This is a genomic window from Sphingomonas rhamnosi (assembly GCF_036663615.1).
In the GTDB taxonomy this organism is placed as follows: Bacteria; Pseudomonadota; Alphaproteobacteria; order Sphingomonadales; family Sphingomonadaceae; genus Sphingomonas.
Genome location: NZ_JAXOJJ010000009.1, coordinates 22,547 through 40,435, shown reverse-complemented (window position 1 = coordinate 40,435; position 17,889 = coordinate 22,547). Strand labels below are relative to the sequence as shown.

Sequence of the window (17,889 nt, the reverse complement as noted above, 5' to 3'; positions counted from 1 at the left end):
CTCGAAATGTGCAAGCCGGCGTCAGGCCGCTTGGCTGAAATCCTCCTCTTCCTCGTGACCGATCACTGCGTCGTCACCGGTGTCGACGTCGGTATCCTCGTCCTCGTCCGGATCGCTGCCGGTCTCGTCATCGGCGAAGCTCGAGCGCAACGGGGCGCGTGCCGCCTTCTCTTGTGCCTCGAAGCGCATCGCGTCGGGCAACCAGGCGGTCGCCTTCTCGCGGATCTCGGCCTCGACGATGCCCTGGCCGTTGCACAGCGAGGCACAGGTGCCGGCAAGGTCGCCCTTCTTGGCGTCCTTGTAGCGGCCGCGCAGGATCGGCCCTCCGATTTCCTCGAGCGCGTCGAGCATGACGGTCTTCTTGACCCGGCCGAAGAAGTTCTCGGCCGTCGGGCGCCACCAATTCTCGACCTGGATGTCGAGGAGGCGACCGAGGTGGTCGTGGAAGCCGTTGCTGCGATAGCCCTCGGCGACGTTGAGGGTCGGCTCGAGCGTACGTGCGATCGAGAATGCGACCCACGCGCCACGCGCCTCGTCATCGAGCGCCCGGAAGGCGTCGAACCGCGCGGTCATGGTCGGTAGACCCGCCCAGCTCGTGTCGAGTTTCTGGCGCTGGTCGTCGATCGTTTGCGACGCCATCGATCCCTCGTCGCGGAACCCGAAGATCGGGAAGCCCGCGGCGCTCGACTTCAAGGTCGAGTGGTTCGGGATGTGCGCCTGCTCGAACACCACGTTCTGCGCCATCAGGAAGATGGTCAGGTCGAGTGCCATCGCCGGGTCGCTGGCGATATGGGCGACGAGGATCTGACGGCGCTGCGTCGCCAGTTCGTCGATCAGCGTGGCGCTGAGCTTCGGACCCTGCTCGCCGTCACCGGCATCGCCGTCCCCGGCCGCGCCGCCCGACTGCTTGGGCGGGGCGTTCGGATCCACGACCGGCTTTTCGCTGAAGAGGCGGGTGTGGACGCGGGGTTCGCCATCGCACCCGATATAGACGAACGTCCCGATCTGGCTTTTAAGCGCCGGATCGATCTCGTGACGGGCGTCCTCGATCGTCTCCAGCTCGCGCCCGATCGCCTCGATGCGCGCGTTCGCCGCCTCGGCTTCGGCGCTGCCGTCGGGCAGTTCCTGCTCGAGCTGTTCGATCAGCGCGTCGTTCTCCGCCGACAGAACCTCGACACGCGCGGTCTCGTCCTCGGTGAGGGCGCGGGCGGGTGCGTGGTACTCGTGAAGCTGGCGCTCGAGGTCGTAGGGGACGTGCGTCGCCGCGATCGGCGTGACGAACGCGAGGCCCTGGTCTCGCGCCAGTTCGGCCGCTGCGGCTTCGAGCTTGGAAGCTGCGAGCGTCTCGATCAGATCGACGTCGATCCAGTTCTCATCGCCTTCCGTGGCGAACAGGTCGCCCTCGATGCGACCGCCTGCTGCGACATAGGCTTCGCGTCCAACGAAGCGCGCCTTGGCGTCGTTCGCCTTGACGGTGCCGTTGAGGATGGCGCGGCGGATATTGTCGGGGTTGTCGCCGTAGTAGGAGGTTTTCATCTGGGCGAACACGCGCGTCTGGCGATCGACGTCGGTGGTGACGGCGTAAGCCTGCGCAACGCCGAGCGTGATCTCGCCGGCTGCGAGCGCCTCGAAGACAGGCGGGGCCAGCTCGGCAAGGCGCACGCGCTGCTCGACGAAGCGGGTGGTCACGCCCTGACGCTTGGCGACGTCCTCGGCCGTCATGCCCTTCTGGATCAGGAAGTTGAACGCGGTGCATTCATCGGCCGGATTCATCGGCACGCGCTGGAAGTTCTCCGCGAGGCTTGCCTCGATCGCGTTGTCGTCGTCGCTCAGCACGAGGACCGGGACGGTGTGATCAGCGGGGAGGGTGCCCTGCTGGATCAGGAGCTGGAGCGCGCGCAAGCGCCGACCGCCCGCCTTCACCGTGAACGTACCCGCCTTCTTGAGCGGGGTGACGATCAGGTTCTGCAACAGCCCCTGGGCTGCGATGTTCGCGGCGAGGGTGTCGATCCCTGCGTCACGGTTGGATTTGCGCACATTGTCCTTCGACAGCGTCAGGTTCTTGACCTTCACGGACTGGATCATCGGTCGTCTCCATCTGGAATTGGCGCGCCGTGTCCGACGGTCGCGCAAGCCTGCTCATCAAGCTCACAAAGCCGAAGGCTCCCTCCCCTCCCTTTGGTGACCCGGGAAGAGAGCCCTGTTCGGGTCAGGCGGTGATGCGGTTGATCACGGTCGCAGCCGTCGCCACGGGGACGAACATCCGCGTCTTGTGCTGGATGATCTCGGTGAAGCATCCGGCTGCCTTCAGCTCGGCCAACCGCGTGTGCGGCCAGTCGAGCAGTTCGAGGCGCTGCTGTCCTGCGACCAGGCTGCGCTTCAGCCGGTACGCACCGAGCGCGGTGATCTCAGCCGTCCCCATGACGTGCTTGGCGGTCTCGGCACCCGACACCGTGATGGTCGCGGCGATGCCGAAGGCGTCCGCGAGCTTGGTTACGAGCGGGGCGGGGACGATGCGGCCGAGGAAAGATTGCCCGTCATCGGTATTGAGACGCCAGACCTGGACGTGATCGTCGGGCAGGCGGTCCCAGACCGGCAGGAGCAGGCCGGTGACGAGGTAGAGCGTGTTGGTGCGGGTCTTGCCCGACATCTCCTCGACCTCGGCCTGCCACAGCGCGGCAAACTCCTCCTTGCTCGCATCTTCCCACATCGTCTCTAGGAGAAGATCCTGCCGCATCCGTTCGGTGCGCGTCGGGCGCACCAGCTCGTAGCGGCGCACGATCTCGCCATCGTCGTCGGTGAGCGAGTAGGTGCTGCACCGGATCGCGGCCTTGCCCGACTTGCGGTTGACGATCGGGCGAGCGTCGTCGCCGAGGATCCGCAAAGCGCGATCGAGCGCGAGCGGCTTGTAGCGTTCCTCGGTCTCCAATCGAAGGATCTCGGTCTCGGCGCCGCTGGTCTGGTCGCGCCGGATGACGGTGCGATCGAGGATCGTGATGCGCTCGGCGTTGATGCTCTCGACGCCAAGATCGAGCGTGCCGGCCTCCTTGGCCGCCTCGATCCGCGCCTCGATCAGCCCTAGATATTCGTCGAAGATCGCGTTCTGCATGGCGATACGCAGCGCAAGGATGCGGTTGAGCCAGCGCTGGATCGGGGGCATCTCCTCCTTGAGCCCGCCACCTTCGCCCTCCAGCTCGAGGCCGGTCAGTTTCTGGAACTCGTCCAGCGTGGTCGAGCGCAGCTTGCCATTGGCGAGCAGGCGGAACCACTGTTCGAGTGACTCCTTGGCATAATCGCTTTCGAGGTTGTCGCGGGGGTCGAACAGGCCCTGGCCGCCAGTCTGGCGCTGGCCGCGGGTGAGCGCGCCCAGGCTGTCGAGCCGGCGCGCGATCGTCGAGATGAAGCGACGTTCGCCCCGGCAGTCGGTCGACACCGGCCGGAACAGCGGTGCGGTGGCCTGGTGGGTACGGTGCGTGCGTCCCAGCCCCTGGATGGCGGCGTCAGCACGCCAGCCCGGCTCGAGGAGGTAATGGTTGCGGCGCGACTGGTTTTCGCACGTCAGGCTCGCGTGATAGCTGCGGCCGGTGCCGCCAGCGTCGGAGAAGATCAGGATCTTCTTCTGCCCGCGCATGAAGGCGTCGGTCTCGGCGAGATTGGTGCGGGGCGAGCGGCTTTCGACGCGCTGGCGGCCGTGGGCGTCCATGATGACGCGCCGGCTGCGCCCCGTCACCTCGGCGACCGCATCGGTACCGAAATGCCCGATAATGTGATCAAGCGCGGATCCGACAATCGGCAGCGCGCAGAGCTGCTCGAGGAGATTGTCGCGCATCTCGAGCGCCTCCTGGCTGAAGACGGGGCGGCCGTCCTCGTCTGACATGGGTTCGGAGCGCGTTTTGCCGGTCTCGTCGACGAAGGTCTTCATCTGCCGAACCGGGAAGGCGGCTGTGAGGTACGACATGAGAAACTCCCTCGGCGAAAGCTCGATGTCGAGGTTCGCCCGCTCTTCGACGGTCAGCGCGGCAAGTGCCCGGTTGAGCATGGCCTCGGACGTCGAGACGAGCTGGATCACGACGCTCTCGCCGCGGGCGAGATCGGCGCGGATCGCGGGCACGAGTGAAGGCAGCTTCATGCCGATCAGGAGTTGGCAGAAGAACCGCTGCTTGGTGGACTCGAAGATCGACAACGCAGCGGCCTTGGCGCCGCTATTATAGGTGTCGTTCGAGAAGCTGTCCGTCACGCGGGTCGCGTCCAGCGCCGCGCGAAGGTTGCTGTGGATGATCGCCCACGCATCGGCATAGGCGTCATAGACCTCGATCTGGTCAACGGTCAGCTTGTGTTCGAGGATGTCGTACTCGACGCCGGCGAAGCTCAACGCACGCGAGACGTAGAGGCCCTGCATTTTCAGGTCGCGCGCGATCAGCTCCAGCGCGGCGATCCCGCCCCGGCGCAGGGAGTCGACGAAGGTCCGGCGATCGGCGAACGCCGTGCCCGGACCCCACAGGCCAAGCCGCGTGGCATAGGCCAGATTGTTGACGTCCGATGCGCCGGTCGCGGACACGTAGAGGACGCGAGCGCGGGGAAGGTGGTTCTGCAGGCGAACGCCGGCAATCCCCTGATCGGAGCCGTCCTTGGTGCCGAAGCGGCCTTCGCCGCCTGCGACACCAGCCATCTCGTGCGCTTCGTCGAACACGATCATGCCGTCATAATCGTCGCCGACCCATTCGAGGATCTGCTGGAGCCGTGTGCCCTTGTCACCGCGATTGGAGCGCAGCGTCGCATAGGTGAGGAACAGCACGCCTTCGGCCGCGCCGATCGGCGTGCCGAGTTTCCACTGGTTGAGATGCTGGATGTCGAGCGCGAGACCGCCAACAGCGGACCAGTCGCGACGCGCATCTTCGAGTAGCGTCTCGGTCTTGGAGACCCAGATGTGCTTGCGGCGACCGCGCAGCCACTGGTCGAGGATGATCGCGGCGACCTGGCGGCCCTTGCCGGCGCCGGTGCCGTCACCGAGGAAGAAGCCGGTGCGGTATGGACGGCCATCCTCCGATGGTGCGATCGAGAGCCCCTCCTCGACGGGTTTGAACAGTCCGGGGATGTCGCGCTCGAAGGCGTCGCCGGCATAGATCAGCGTCTCGAGCTGCGCGTCGGAGAGCGTCTTCGCGTCGACGACCGCTTGCGGCAGCGTAGGGACATAGATCGGACGCGGCGCTGTGATCGAACCCATGGCGATCGATTCCACCAGAGCGGTCGGGTGCGCGGATGCGCAGGGGATGGCGATGCGGCTCGGCCGGTAGGGCAGGTACACACCGACAGACTCGCCGGTTGGAAGTGGCTCGGCAAACACGGTGTAGTCGATCGGGGTCGCGGTCTGTGACCGCGCGGCTTTTGCGGGTGGTGCGCTCAGGCGCGGTTTGTTCGCCAAGCCGCCAAGAAGCGAGCTGCGCCCGCTCGGACGGGTGAGCAGCGAGGCCGTGCGGGGGACAGGTGGGGACACAACCGGAGCGGCTTTTGCGGCGATCGCCGCGAGCGCCTCGGCGAGCGTCGCGCAGCGGATCAGCTCCGCAGGCGTGCCGGTCCCCTTTTCCAGCACCATGAGCTTCACGGTCTGGCTGGTGCCATGCTTCGCGTAGGCGTACGCCGGCAGTTCGAGGTGCAGCGTCAGCGTGCAGCCCTCGATCGCCTTTCCCCAGGCGCGACCAGACGTGTCGACGCGATCGGGGAGGATGGCGGCGCAGCGGCCTCCGGTGCCAAGGCGCATCAATGCGGCGCGAAGATGCCGAAACGCTGCTTGGCGGTCGGCGTGGCGACCGATGCTGCGTGAGAACGGAGGATTGATGAGGACGGCCGTTGGCCGGATGTTCGGTTCGAGTAGATCGTGGATCAGCTCGCCGTCGTGGCGCGTGACAGCGACGCCCGGGTAGGCGGCTGCGAGCATCTCGGCGCGGGCCGGATCGATCTCGTTGAGGACGAGGCGCGCGCCGACTCGGTGTGCGAACACCGCGAGGAGTCCGGTGCCGGCAGACGGTTCGAGAACCAGGTCCGTGGTCGCGATCCGGCCAGCGAGCGCAGCGAGGTAGGCGATCGGCGCCGGCGTCGAGAATTGCTGAAGCTCGATTTGCTCCTCGCTGCGGACGGTATGCGTCGGCAGGCCAGCGACCAGCGCGGTCAGCGCGGCAAGGCAATCGCCCGGGGTGGACGGCAGGTCGGCCTTCGCCAGGTGCATGACCTCGGCGAGTTCGAGCATGTCGTAAGCGTCGCGAAGCGACCAGCGACCGTCGGCCGAGGATCCGCCATAGGCTTGCTCCATGACCCACAGCAGCGTGTCGCGTTGGAGCGATCCGCTTCTGGCGATGGTGTCGGCGACCGCCTTGGCGGCCGTGATCGAGGGTTCGGTGAAATCGAGTTCGAGAGCTGCGGCTGAAGTGCGCATCGAGGGCCTCCGGTTTTATCGCCCGGTGCTCATCACCGGATCAACAAGCCGAAGGCTCCCTCTCCTCTCAATACAGGCTGGCCGGCCGCGCCGCCCGTCAAGCCAGCCAATTCTCCACGTGCAGCCCGCGGACACGTTCGAACTCACCGACATTGGCCGTCACCAGCGTCGCCCCTGCTGCATAGGCGTGGGCTGCGATCAACAGATCATTCGGCCCGATCGGCTTGCCTTCGGCCTCAAGTTCGGCGCGGATACCGGCATATTCAGCGTCGACCGGTACATCGAAGGGGAGGATTTCTATGCTGCCGAGGATGGTCTCGACCTGCGCGAGTAGCCGGGGCGATCCCTTCTTCGCGCATCCATAGCGCAATTCGGCGGCCGTAATGATGCTGATGCACATAGTATCGCTGCCGACCGCGGCGATCCGGTCGAAAACATGACCTTGGGGGCTGCGTACCAGATCCGACACGATGTTGGTGTCGAGCATATAGCGCGAGCGGCTCACAATTCGACGTCTTTGAGCGGCAGCAACGGCCCATCTAAGTCGTCGGAAAAGGCGTCTCTCGGATCAAGGGGAGACAGCGACCTAAGGGTGTCGAGCAGGTTCGGGCGCGGTTCCGGCTCGATAATCAGCCGGTCGCCTTCCCTGTGGATCAGCACGCGACTGCCGGAAAACTCGAACTCGGCAGGGATGCGGACGGCTTGGCTTCGGTTGTTACGGAAAAGCTTCGCCTCGCGAATGTCACGGTTCAGTGCTGGCTCGGCCATACCGCAAGCTCCATGGGATATGCCATGTATATACTGCACTGGTGGCGTTTTTCAAACAGGTGATTTCTGAACCGGAAGACGGTCACCATCAGGCAAGAAGTGCGGGTATGACGTTACCAGTGCTCCCGGTTCCAAAGATCTTGACCACGGCTATGCATCCACTCAGAGGCCGTGTCAGAACGGTAGTGTAACGGTCGACGATCGAGCTTCGATGTGACTCCGGGCGGCTGCGAGACCAGACCTGGAAGACATCATGTGGAACCCGACAGCCCGCGCGCTGCATAGCCGCGCAGCCCTGCGCTATGGAAGCGATCTGACCGATGCGGAGTGGGCAATTGTAGCGCCGCTCCTGCCCAAGCCTAGCGATCGGGGGCGACGTCGTCAGTGGCACTGTGCGACGTGCTCGACGCGATTTTCTATGTACTTAGGGCGGCTGTCCGTGGCGCTTTCTGCCCGACAGGTTCCCGCCGTGGCGCACCGTCTATCGCTGGTTCGTCGAACTCCGCGACGCAGGCGTGTTCGAAAGCCTGAACCACCACCTTTTCCAGATGGATCGTGCCCGGGTCGGTCGCGAGCCGGTGCCCTTGGCGGCTGTGATCGACAGCCAGAGCGTGAAGACCACCGAGGCCGGCGGTCCGCGCGGCTACGACGCGGGCAAGAAGATCAGAGGGCGAAGCGCCATGCCATGGTCGACACTGACGGCCGAACGCCCGAATTGCTGGTGCATCTGGCCGACGTCCAGAATCGAGACGGTGCCGTGCCGCTGCTCAAGCTGTCGCGTGGTCGGCACCCGTTCGTGAAGCTTGCCTATGCCCACAGCGCCTATTCCCGCGCGCGTGTCGCTATGGCGACGTCGATCGGGATCGAAATTGTCCGCAAGTTCGCCGACCAGACCGGCTTTGCCGTGCATTCACGGCGGTGGGTCGTCGAACGGACATTCGCGTGGCTCAATCGCAACCGGCGCCTCGCAAAGGACTTCGAACAGACCATCCGATCCGCCATCGCCTTCCTATACGCCGCATCAGTCTTGATGCTCATCCGAGGCGTGGCTCGTTCCACATGAGATTCGAAACGGACTCTTAGGCTGCGCCAGACGGCTCCTAAGAACTTGCTTAACCACCGGTGGCGTAGGCTGGTGGTGCTAATGGGAGCATCCATGTCCGTTTTGAACCGCGAGCGCTCGTCCTATCTCGTTATGCTGACGTTCGGACTGCTGCTGTTCTGCGGGCTCGCAGCGACGGGTTTGCGTTGGCAGCAGGATCGATCCGACCAATGGGTGAATCACACCGTGCAGGTGCGAGAGCGGCTTGCGCAGGCGCGGATTCTTGGCCTCAGGGCGGAGGTTGCCCGGCGAGGGTTCCTGCTGACCGAAAATGCAAGAGACCTAAGCGCGGCACGGGCTGCGCAAAGCGAGGCTGAAGTGCAGCTCGCAGCGCTTACGGCGATGACCAAGGACAACCCGCGCCAGCAGCGAAACCTCAGGGAACTGCGCCGCGCGACGAGTCGCCGGTCTGCCGAAATGGAACGCACCCTAAAGCTGGTGCTGGAGGGGCGTGCCCGTGATGCTCGGCGACTTATCGACAGCCCCGATAATCGCGATGCGAGCAAGAAGATTATCGCTTCGATCAACCGCGTCGATAATGAAGAAGCGCTATTATGGAAGCAGCGTGCTGCGCGGTCACTCCGCCTCGAGCGTTTCGCGCGCGACACTCTTATAGCAAGTATAGTGACGATCTTGCTGCTGGCTGGATTCGTCTGGCACGATCGAATGCTGCGTATGCGGGCGCTAGGTGCCGCGAACGACGAACTGGCCGACGATATTCGCAAGCGTGAGCTGATCGAGGCGCAGCTTCAATTGTTGGCAGACAATGCGACCGATGCCGTGTTCCGGGTCGGGCTTGACGACACCTTTCGGTACGCATCTCCTTCGACTCAACAGGTATTCGGGCTAGATCCGGCGCGGGTCATTGGGCGCAGCCTCATGCTCGGTATACATCCCGAGGACGAGTCCACTGTCAGGCATGCGCTTGAGCTGCTCCGTAGCGGTGAACGCGAACGCCTGCTGCTCACTTACCGAACGGTACGGCTTGACGCCCCCGGTACATGGCGCTGGGTGGAGGCGAATGCCGGCTTGGTGCGGGGGGAGGATGGACAGCCGGACGAAATTATCTCCGCCGTGCGCGACATAACCGAGCGTAAGCAGCTTGAGCTTGATCTGGGGGCGGCACGACAGCGTGCAGAATCGGCTGTTCATGCGAAGTCGATTTTCCTTGCCAATATGAGCCACGAAATTCGCACGCCCATGAACGGTGTAATCGGGTTTACCGAACTGCTTCTTACCGGCAACCTCAGTCCGGAGCAGCGCCGCCAAGCTGAACTGATCGCTGACTCAGGTCGCGCAATGATGCGGCTGCTCAACGATATTCTGGATCTTTCCAAGGTCGAAGCCGGGCAAATGCACATTGCGTCGGAACCGTTCGACTTGCACCATGCGCTCAACGCATGCGTCCGCCTGGTCACGCCGGCGATAGAGCAAAAGGGTTTGGCGCTACGCGTGGAGATCTCCGATGCTCTACCAAAGATTATCCTCGGCGATGGCCTCCGGCTTCGGCAGATCATTCTCAACCTACTTGGCAATTCCGCCAAGTTCACGTTGCAGGGATCAGTCACACTGCGCGCCGCTCCCGCCGAAACAGCGGCCGGAGTCACGCTCGTCATCGAAGTAGAAGACACTGGTATTGGCGTCGATCCGGCTCGTATCGGAGCGATCTTCGAAACGTACGTGCAGGCAGAAACCGGAACCGCGAGACGCTTTGGCGGCACCGGGCTAGGCCTGCCGATCAGCGCGCAGCTTGCGGGCTTGATGGGTGGAACACTGGCCGCCGACAGTGCTCCGGGGCGCGGCTCGCGCTTTACGCTGGCGTTGCCGCTTGTGGCCGGGGAAATCGACGAACACACCGGTTACGAAGTTGGATCGGTGCCAGGAACCGTCGACGGCATCGGGGCTTCTGATCGCGACGTGAGCCCCGTGGGTTCCGACGAGCGCCGCCGCGTGCTTGTTGCGGAGGACCATGATGTAAACCAGCTGCTGATCGTGGCGATGCTGCGGCAGCTGGGATACAACTCCGCGATAGCCGCCGACGGTGCCGAGGCTGTTGCTATGGTTGATGCAGCTCGCACAGTGGGGCGACCATATCATGTCATCTTGATGGATATCCAGATGCCCGTAATGGACGGTCCGGAAACCACGCGGCAACTCCGTAGCCAGGGGATCACCGCCAGTGAGCTGCCAATCGTCGCGTTGACGGCGAACGCTTACGCCGATGATGTATCTGTGTGTCTATCCGCCGGAATGCAGGATCATCTTGCCAAGCCGGTGTCGCTCGCTGCCCTGGAGGCGGCGCTGCGCCGTTGGGGCCATTCTTCCTCGACCGCACGACCGCTCCCCGCCATTCCGTATGCGGGCTCGGGTCCGAGTGCCACGGCGCGCGAACGCTACGCAGTCCGCAAGCAAGAGGCGCTAGCGGCGCTCGACGACCTTGTTCAACGCGGGCAATATTTAGAGCCCGAACTAGTCGAGGTGGCGGAGATGATGCACAAGCTCGCCGGGTCTGCCGGAATGTTTGACGAAGCTGCGCTTGGGGATCAAGCACACGCTCTCGAAGTAGGTATTGACAACTGGATCGCGGAAGACCGCACCGAGAAAATTCGCGCTGCGGTCGAATCAATCCGCGCTGCAATTTGAAGACCGTTTGATTTAGCGGTCGCCCCGCTGTTTCATCCGCTCCCTTCAGATCACTTTACCCCGAAGTGGGATGAATACCGCACGAAAGATGCGCTTTCCAGGCGTCGTTCCAATCGTCGTGATGCTCGGGCACGCAGCTGACCAGCTCGCGGCCGTTCGCGGTGAGATGGTCGCGCGCCTTGGCGAGCAGGCGATCGGCAGCGCGTCCGCGATCCACATTCTCGGTGGCGGAGACGCTCCCTGGGTGTGGGAGGGAGTCTGCGCGTAAAGAACGGACATATATCCGCGACGGAAATTAGCGGCGCATCGGGCCGATAATTGAACCCGCGAGGCGACGATCGACACGTAAAGACACCGCTCTCGTCGTCCTCGATCCCATTTCAACCGATCAACAAAGACGAAGCCTGCCATTTGAGAACCACAGAAAACGCATGCTCCTCTCGGGAGCACGTGACGGCGTAGCCGGCACTCCTGTCCGTTGATCTTGAGTTGATGTTGGATGGGTTCGGTGTCGTTGTATCCCGACTCCGTCAGGCTTTTGCGCGTTGGCCGTCAAGGCCAACTCTATCATTCCTGGTTTCATAGGAATCTATGAGCGGTTGCGGATCATTCTGATACTCGCGCTCACGTTCGTCGACAGCCGCACCCAGCTTGGCAAGGATCTTCGCCAACGGTCCGTTTGAAATTACAGCTAGCGCGAGATCGCGGCAGTCCAATCGCGAAAACATTTGCCGCGTGTCTTCTACTCGGTCGGCTTCCTGCTGAAGGATGTCGTCGGGGACGGGAGCCGGTCGCATCCAGCGTGGTAGATATGGCATGATGCACGAGGGGAGGTATGCCCGATAGACGTTCGACGTCTGCTCGTATCGTGGCCCTGGACCCTGCGCTTCGACACGCTTGAATCTGCGCTGGCGGACGACGAAGCCGATAGCATCCAAGACATGGAGAGCGCGCGCGATGGTGGCGCGACCCAGGCTCGTCGCCTCGGCGAGGTACTCGTAGGTCGGGTAGACCCGGCCAGCGTTGAGCCGAGCAAGCGTCAGGATCTCTTCGAGAACCCGGACAGTTCCGCTCGTCAGTGCGGTCAGGTGTCGCTCAAGACCTGTAAGTTGGCGACCATCGGCCCGCGCATCACGTCTCAGTCGCTTACCCGCATCCAGCGCGCGCCGTGCGGCGCGCAGGATGGAATCGGTCTCGCCTTTCGCGGGGGTAGCGAAGAACACATCTTCGAACGTTCCCGCTTCGACGCTGTCCCTGAGAACAGGCGCGCCCGTGCGATGCACCGATCCCGAGCGTGCCTTGCGCCCGAGCCGCAAGGCTCCCAGCGCTTGGAGCGATGCCGCTCCAACCGTCATAGCTGCCATCATTCTTCCCCGGTTTTGGGGCATGGACAGGCAAAGAAAATGCGTGGCGCGAAACGCGCATTCTTGCGAAAGCTGCCGCTAACGGCTATCTGACGGATCGTTCTGACCGATCGCGCACGCTTGCCGGCGTGTGCCAGAGTAGAGCTAACTGAATGCCCGGCTTTCGAGCCGGGTTTTCTTTATCCGGTCATGATCGTCCCCGTTTTGCTGTCTTCATCCCCGTTCGGCTGGCAGATGCGACTGCCTGCGGGGCTGGGTGCTGCGGTACCGCCATGCTCTCGGGAAGGAGAGCAAACGCGTACCGAGATCCTGTCCTCGCGCCCTGCGGCGAACCCGAACCCCTTGCCGATCCTTCGTGACAGCGTTTGCGGACGACGAGGAGCGACTTGCGATTCACGCAACTCACCATCGCCAACCTCCAGGGGGGGCTCAACCGACGTGAATCGTGTCTTCACGGGGAAAACCCGACTTAGATTCGTGCTTTCACCCGGAGAACCCCTGCCGGATGGCCGGGGTAGGCAATGGTGGAGAAGGGCGGCAGCCGCCAAGACGGTTATTGGCGTCGGGAAGGAGACATAATCCCCGACGAATCGCCCTCGGCATCCGCGTTCGTGCTTTCACACGGAAAACTGGTTGCGTTCGATCATTGAGGGTTTGGAAGCGCTGCGTTCTCCAGCGCATCGCGGCGGGCCTTCAGTGCCACGACAGTTTTGATACGTGGGCGGCCGCCCCGGGGAGACGGAATCTTCTCCTCGGCAAGCGTGACGACATATTCGGGAAGTGAGTCCTGCTCGGCCACGTCCCTCAATTGCTTCTTGAAATATTCCAGGCCGCGCTTGTCGGACGCACAACCGACCCGCTCGGCAAGAACGTTCAGGTCGACCTCGAAACCGCCAGCCTCGCCGCAGTTGAATTTTGCCAGCTCGTACAGCCGCCGTTCGATCGGGCCCAATTTGAAAAAGTCGAGGTGATAGGCGGCAATCCGGCGATCCGTCAGGATCGCACGGTGCAGCCAGTCGCAGACCATGACTTCGATCCGCTTGACCCGCCGTTCGCCGTTCGGGAGCTTTACGTACTTGATGTCAGCCTTCAGCAACCACGAGAACGCGCTGTCCGATCCCTCACCGCCGGTTTCGATATTGGTGATGATCTGGGTGCCCTGGAGCCGATTCAGGGACGCCTTGAGCGAGGTGTAGGATCTAGCCGAAGAATTGGTGCTGGTCACGCGAAAGAGATCGTTGGCGGTAAAGCTCCAGACGCGATCAACCACCTCGCCGGACTCCATACGCTCTGCCATCAAGCTTGCGATGTAGAGCAGAATTTCCTTGTCGTAGATCGTCGCAACGCCAGTTTTGCTGGGATTGATCTCGATGCGGGCGTCACCGCTTTCGAAAACCATCGGCGTCATCTGTGCTTTTTTGGATAGCGAGAAGAACGGAAACTCCGCAACCGTGCGCTCTCCCTGGACGTCGCCATAAAGGGGACTGTCCAGCGGGAAGAGGTCGCCTTGCTTGATCGAGATTTCAGCCATGCCCATGTTAATCCAAACAGGCCGACAGATTGTGGGGTTTGAAGCTCGATGTCCACCCGCTGGACGCCCGTGAGGGAGTTATCCGTGTGATAGCACGAGGATTCGCAAGCGCTGCGGGGACGCCCCCTGGATTTGCTGGCTCTGGACACAATTTGGCCGAGATCGCTCACATGACTCTGACTTTGACACGGAAAACCCGTCCAGATCGCTAGCGTCCTCACGCGAGCTGCCGCTCGTTCGTGCTTTCACGCGGAAAAGGCTCAAGGACGTCAGCGGGGCCGGACGACACGCGAAAGATTGTACCGTTGACGCTCGGTGTCGAACGTGGCGTCCAACGATAGGCGGACATCTCCCGGGCCCCGTACACACGAACCTATTCGGCGGCTGTCCAATAGCGATAGCCGTCAGCAACAAGGGCGCTTACAGCGACATTGTGCTGAAAACCATCTCGACCAGGCTCACGTGCTGCGTCCTCGCGCTTGCGGCTACGACTCTGCCCGCTACCGTGCTTTTCGCGGAAACCGGCGCTTTCGATCTTGTCGGCCCCGTACTGCGTGTGACTGTGAGGCATGACGGTGCCTCGCTTCCGCTCGCGCGCGTTCCCAATCTCTCGGCTGGCGACCGGGTGAGCGTGGCGGTCGATCTGCCGGCGCAGCAAGGCGCGCGCTACCGCTTGGTGCTGGCGTTTCTGCGCGGGGCCACCAATCCGCCGCCGAAAAATTGGCTGTTCGAAGCTCAGACCTGGAAGCCTAAAAAATCAACGATCGATGCGGTCGTCCCGGAAGGAGCGCAGCAGGCCTTGGTTCTGCTGGTTCCCGACACCGGCGGAGCAATCGGTGCGGTTGCATCGGCGGTGCGCGGCCGCCCGGGCGCGTTCGTCCGCGCTTCGCAGGAACTGAACCAGGCGATGCTCGATCGGGCGAGGCTTACCTCCTTTCTCGACCATCTTCGCCCCGGCGCCCCTGCAGAGGTTGCCGCGCTGTCGACGCGTCTGGGACAAAGCCTCGCGGTAAAAGTAGACCCGTCCTGCGTACTACAGCAGCCGGACGCCCGCGCCGCGTGCCTCGGGCAGGGCAGCAACGCCGTTGTCCTCGCCGACGGCCAGACCAACTCGATCGCCCAGACGCTGGCAGGCGAGCCGGCAGACATCGCTCTGCAGCTCGCCTCCACCGCGCAGGCCGGGTACGGCTATTATAGCCCATACATTGGCGTAATGCGCGATCTCGCGCGCATCCTGGGGGCGTTCCAGTCCGCACAACTGCAGTTCATCCCGGCGCTTAACCTGCAGGCCGGCGAGACGACCGATCTGCTGCTCAACGTGGTGCCGTCGTTCCGCAAGCCGCAGTCGGTGCTAGTTGTCGCCCTTCCGCCCGTCACAGACCCCTCACCGCCGCGACTGCAAGCGACGGGGGACGCCCCGCTCTGTCTGAGCCGGCCCAATCTGACGTTACCAGTGGCCGGCGCTCCGCTCGTCTTTGCCACCGAATACACCCGTGACATGGCCGTACGGCTCGACCCCATTGAGGGAAAATCGCTCGAGATTCCGGTTGTGGCCGATCCGGCGCTAGGGGGCTTCACGATCGCCGCGTCTGCGGCGTTGGCACCGGCTTCCTCGCCCATGATGAGTGGGACGCTGCATGGCACGTGGGGATTCCAGACATTTGACGGTCCGACCTATCGCTTCGTAACGGGTGGTAAGCAGACGTGGCAGGTCGCCGATCTTTCTACGCTAGTCGTCGGGCGCGACGCCCCGATCGCGCTGACAGGCAGCGCCGTGGCTTGTGTCGCCGACGTCCAGGTCAACTTTGCCGATGGCAGCGCCCGACCGGTCAGCTGGACGGCGGATGCGCAGGACCGATTGGCCCTGAAGGTGCCGCTTGGCGACATCAAGCCAGGTCCGGTGACGCTGCTCGTCCGCTCGTATGGCGAAGACACGCCGCAGCGCATCGCGCTCAAGGCGTTCGCCGAGGTAAGCCGCATCTCGGGGTTCATCCTCCACGCCGGAGATGCGGCAGGTGTGCTCGTCGGGTCTCGGCTTGATCAGATCGCGAGTCTCGATCTTGGCGGCGCGACGTTCAAGCCGGACGCGCTGACCCGTGTCGGCGCGTCCGATCGGCTTGTCATGATCAGTGATGCTGCCGCCAACGCTCTCCAACCCCTGCAAAAGCTGCCCGTGCGCATCGTGCTGAGGGATGGTCGCGAACTGAAGCTGAATGTCACTGTAGCAACGCCGCGCCCGTCCGCGGCGATCGTCAGCCGATCGATCGAACGAGCGGGGGTGGCCACGACGGCACTTGACCTCAACCGCGACGACGTTGTGCCGTTTGACGGTCGGCTCGTCTTTTCTGTGCGGGCAAATGCCGCCACGCGCTTTACCGCCGACGACAGGATCGAGGTGGAAGCGGGTGGGAAGACTACCGAGCTTCCGGTCCATCTGCAGGATCCGCAGGTCGCGATCGTCGTTTTTGATCCGGCGAAGGCGCTGCCAGGGTCTGCCTACGGGCCGCTTCGATACAGAATAGTGCAGCAAACGAGCGCTGGCGACTGGCAGCCACTTGCGACCTTGGTACGGCTGCCGACGATCAGCGGGGTTACCTGCTCCGGCACGCCGTCGATCTGCACGCTTCGCGGGTCAGATCTTTACCTGATCCGCAGCGTCTCGGCTGAGGTTGAGGAAGGAAAGAAGGTAATGGTGCCCGATGGCTTCACCGGCTCGGCGCTCATGGTCCCGCGCCCGGCTGACGGCCGACTTGCCCTTGAGTTGCGGGATGCCCCACAGGTCTTTGCTAGGGTCAGGACCCATTGATTTGAGAGGCGCGATCTGATTCAGGCTCCGCAAGGAGACCGAGGATGAGCAACCTGTATTGGCTGCCGGCGAGCAGATGGCGCGGCTCGAGCCGTATTTTCCAAGAGCCACGGCAAGCCACGGGTTGATGACCGGCGGGTGTTGAGCGGTATCGTCTTCGTCAACCGCAACGGGCTGCGCTGGTGCGATGCCCCTCGGGAGTATGGTCCCCACAAGACGTTCTACAACCGCTGGAAGCGGTGGGGGGAAAAGGGCGTATTCCTCAGCATGATGAAGGGATTGGCCGCCGCGAGCGCTACGCCCAAGACGATCATGATCGACGCGACTTACCTGAAAGCGCACCGTACGGCATCGAGCCTGCGGGTCAAAAAGGGGGCCTTGGGCGCCTCATCGGGCGCACCAAACGGGGTATGAACACCAAGCTGCACGCCGTCACCGATGCACAAGGTAGACCGCTCAGCTTCTTCATGACCGCTGGCCAGGTCAGCGACTACACCGGCGCGGCCGCGCTGCTCGACGATCTACCCAAGGCGCAGTGGCTGCTGGGCGACCGCGGCTACGACGCAGACTGGTACAGGGACGCTCTTCAGGCAAGGGGCATAACGCCCTGAACCTGGCCGAAAATCCCGGATCATCCCCGTCAAATACGACAAGCGCCGCTACCAGAGCCGGAGCCGTATCGAGATTATGTTCGGCCGTCTGAAGGACTGGCGCCGCGTCGCCACGCGCTACGATCGATGCCCGACCGTCTTCTTCTCCGCTATCGCGCTCGCCGCAACCGTCATCTTCTGGCTCTGATCAACGAGTCCTGACCCTAGGAACCCGAAATCTTCAACACGGACCAGGGAAGCCAATTCACCAGCTGCTGTGAGACCGGCAGATCGTGAGAACGATCGGTCATCGCTTTGCGCTTGGCAACAGTCCGGCCTTCCCGAGCGCCCCGGAAAAAATCGTTCGCCAGCGTCAGCTCGCCGATCTTCACATGCAACACCGTCACATCGACCGCAGACTCGGCCGGAGCCTGCTCCGCGCCGAACGCGTCAGCCGCGCTCTCCAGCAGCTTCGCCCGCCACTCATTGATGAGGTTTGAATGGACGTCGAACTGCTGTGCCGACTCGGCGAGCGTCCTTTCCCCCTTCACCGCGGCTAACGCCACCTTTGCCTTGAATGCCGGACTATGATTCCGGCGCGGGCGCGTGCTCATCATGCCTCCTGTACGCAGCCATTCTGGCTGCCTTCGGGCCG

Annotated in this window: 9 protein-coding genes and 3 pseudogenes; 4 read left to right on the top strand and 8 right to left on the bottom strand. The window is 63.3% G+C overall.

Translation table 11 applies throughout. The annotated features are described in order from the left end of the window. Positions 1-21: 21 nt before the first annotated feature. The 4 genes from U1701_RS16415 to U1701_RS16400 all read right to left on the bottom strand — a co-directional run bounded on the left by U1701_RS16415 (position 22) and on the right by U1701_RS16400 (position 7,198). Positions 22-2,085: a ParB/RepB/Spo0J family partition protein gene (locus U1701_RS16415; protein ID WP_332783657.1), complete on the bottom strand. Its 2,064-nt coding sequence runs from the start codon at positions 2,083-2,085 to the stop codon at positions 22-24. A gap of 124 nt (positions 2,086-2,209) precedes the next feature. Next, positions 2,210-6,430: a strawberry notch-like NTP hydrolase domain-containing protein gene (locus U1701_RS16410; protein ID WP_332783656.1), complete on the bottom strand. Its 4,221-nt coding sequence runs from the start codon at positions 6,428-6,430 to the stop codon at positions 2,210-2,212. A 97-nt stretch (positions 6,431-6,527) separates the two neighbouring features. Beyond that, on the bottom strand, positions 6,528-6,917 hold the full coding sequence (locus U1701_RS16405) for a type II toxin-antitoxin system VapC family toxin (protein ID WP_332783655.1): 390 nt from the start codon (positions 6,915-6,917) through the stop codon (positions 6,528-6,530). Positions 6,918-6,931: 14 nt separating this feature from the next. Continuing rightward, positions 6,932-7,198 carry an antitoxin gene (locus tag U1701_RS16400; protein ID WP_332783654.1) on the bottom strand — a complete coding sequence of 89 codons (267 nt, stop codon included), beginning with the start codon at positions 7,196-7,198 and terminating at the stop codon, positions 6,932-6,934. A gap of 253 nt (positions 7,199-7,451) precedes the next feature. Here U1701_RS16400 and U1701_RS16395 point away from each other — a divergent pair. Together U1701_RS16395 and U1701_RS16390 are read left to right on the top strand one after the other, a co-directional pair. Next, a pseudogene (locus U1701_RS16395) lies at positions 7,452-8,261 on the top strand (IS5 family transposase). Between the two features lie 93 nt (positions 8,262-8,354). Next, positions 8,355-10,943 carry a hybrid sensor histidine kinase/response regulator gene (locus tag U1701_RS16390; RefSeq protein ID WP_332783653.1) on the top strand — a complete coding sequence of 863 codons (2,589 nt, stop codon included), beginning with the start codon at positions 8,355-8,357 and terminating at the stop codon, positions 10,941-10,943. A gap of 55 nt (positions 10,944-10,998) precedes the next feature. Here the strand turns inward: U1701_RS16390 and U1701_RS16385 are convergent, their stop codons facing one another. From U1701_RS16385 to U1701_RS16375, 3 genes are all read right to left on the bottom strand, one after another. Continuing rightward, entirely contained in the window at positions 10,999-11,160 is a 162-nt protein-coding gene (locus U1701_RS16385; protein WP_332783652.1) for a toprim domain-containing protein, read from the bottom strand. Between the two features lie 313 nt (positions 11,161-11,473). After that, positions 11,474-12,307 (bottom strand): helix-turn-helix domain-containing protein, encoded by an 834-nt coding sequence (locus tag U1701_RS16380; protein ID WP_332783651.1) that lies wholly within the window; start codon positions 12,305-12,307, stop codon positions 11,474-11,476. Positions 12,308-12,950: 643 nt separating this feature from the next. Then, positions 12,951-13,838 (bottom strand): replication initiator protein A, encoded by an 888-nt coding sequence (locus U1701_RS16375; protein WP_332783650.1) that lies wholly within the window; start codon positions 13,836-13,838, stop codon positions 12,951-12,953. 433 nt (positions 13,839-14,271) lie between these two features. On the opposite strand from U1701_RS16375, the gene U1701_RS16370 reads away from it, so the two are divergent. Together U1701_RS16370 and U1701_RS16365 are read left to right on the top strand one after the other, a co-directional pair. Then, positions 14,272-16,644 carry a hypothetical protein gene (locus tag U1701_RS16370; protein WP_332783649.1) on the top strand — a complete coding sequence of 791 codons (2,373 nt, stop codon included), beginning with the start codon at positions 14,272-14,274 and terminating at the stop codon, positions 16,642-16,644. A 44-nt stretch (positions 16,645-16,688) separates the two neighbouring features. Beyond that, positions 16,689-17,442 (top strand): annotated as a pseudogene (locus U1701_RS16365) (IS5 family transposase). 64 nt (positions 17,443-17,506) lie between these two features. Here the strand turns inward: U1701_RS16365 and U1701_RS16360 are convergent. After that, a pseudogene (locus U1701_RS16360) lies at positions 17,507-17,848 on the bottom strand (transposase); the annotation flags it as partial. Between the last annotated feature and the right edge of the window lie 41 nt (positions 17,849-17,889).

What these genes read in the sequence shown, in the direction of transcription:
- U1701_RS16410 (WP_332783656.1), bottom strand. Translation starts at nt 6,430, where the DNA reads ATGCGCACTTCAGCCGCAGCTCTCGAACTCGATTTCACCGAACCCTCG.
- U1701_RS16380 (WP_332783651.1), bottom strand. Translation starts at nt 12,307, where the DNA reads ATGGCAGCTATGACGGTTGGAGCGGCATCGCTCCAAGCGCTGGGAGCC.
- U1701_RS16375 (WP_332783650.1), bottom strand. Translation starts at nt 13,838, where the DNA reads ATGGCTGAAATCTCGATCAAGCAAGGCGACCTCTTCCCGCTGGACAGT.
- U1701_RS16405 (WP_332783655.1), bottom strand. Translation starts at nt 6,917, where the DNA reads ATGCTCGACACCAACATCGTGTCGGATCTGGTACGCAGCCCCCAAGGT.
- U1701_RS16415 (WP_332783657.1), bottom strand. Translation starts at nt 2,085, where the DNA reads ATGATCCAGTCCGTGAAGGTCAAGAACCTGACGCTGTCGAAGGACAAT.
- U1701_RS16390 (WP_332783653.1), top strand. Translation starts at nt 8,355, where the DNA reads ATGTCCGTTTTGAACCGCGAGCGCTCGTCCTATCTCGTTATGCTGACG.
- U1701_RS16400 (WP_332783654.1), bottom strand. Translation starts at nt 7,198, where the DNA reads ATGGCCGAGCCAGCACTGAACCGTGACATTCGCGAGGCGAAGCTTTTC.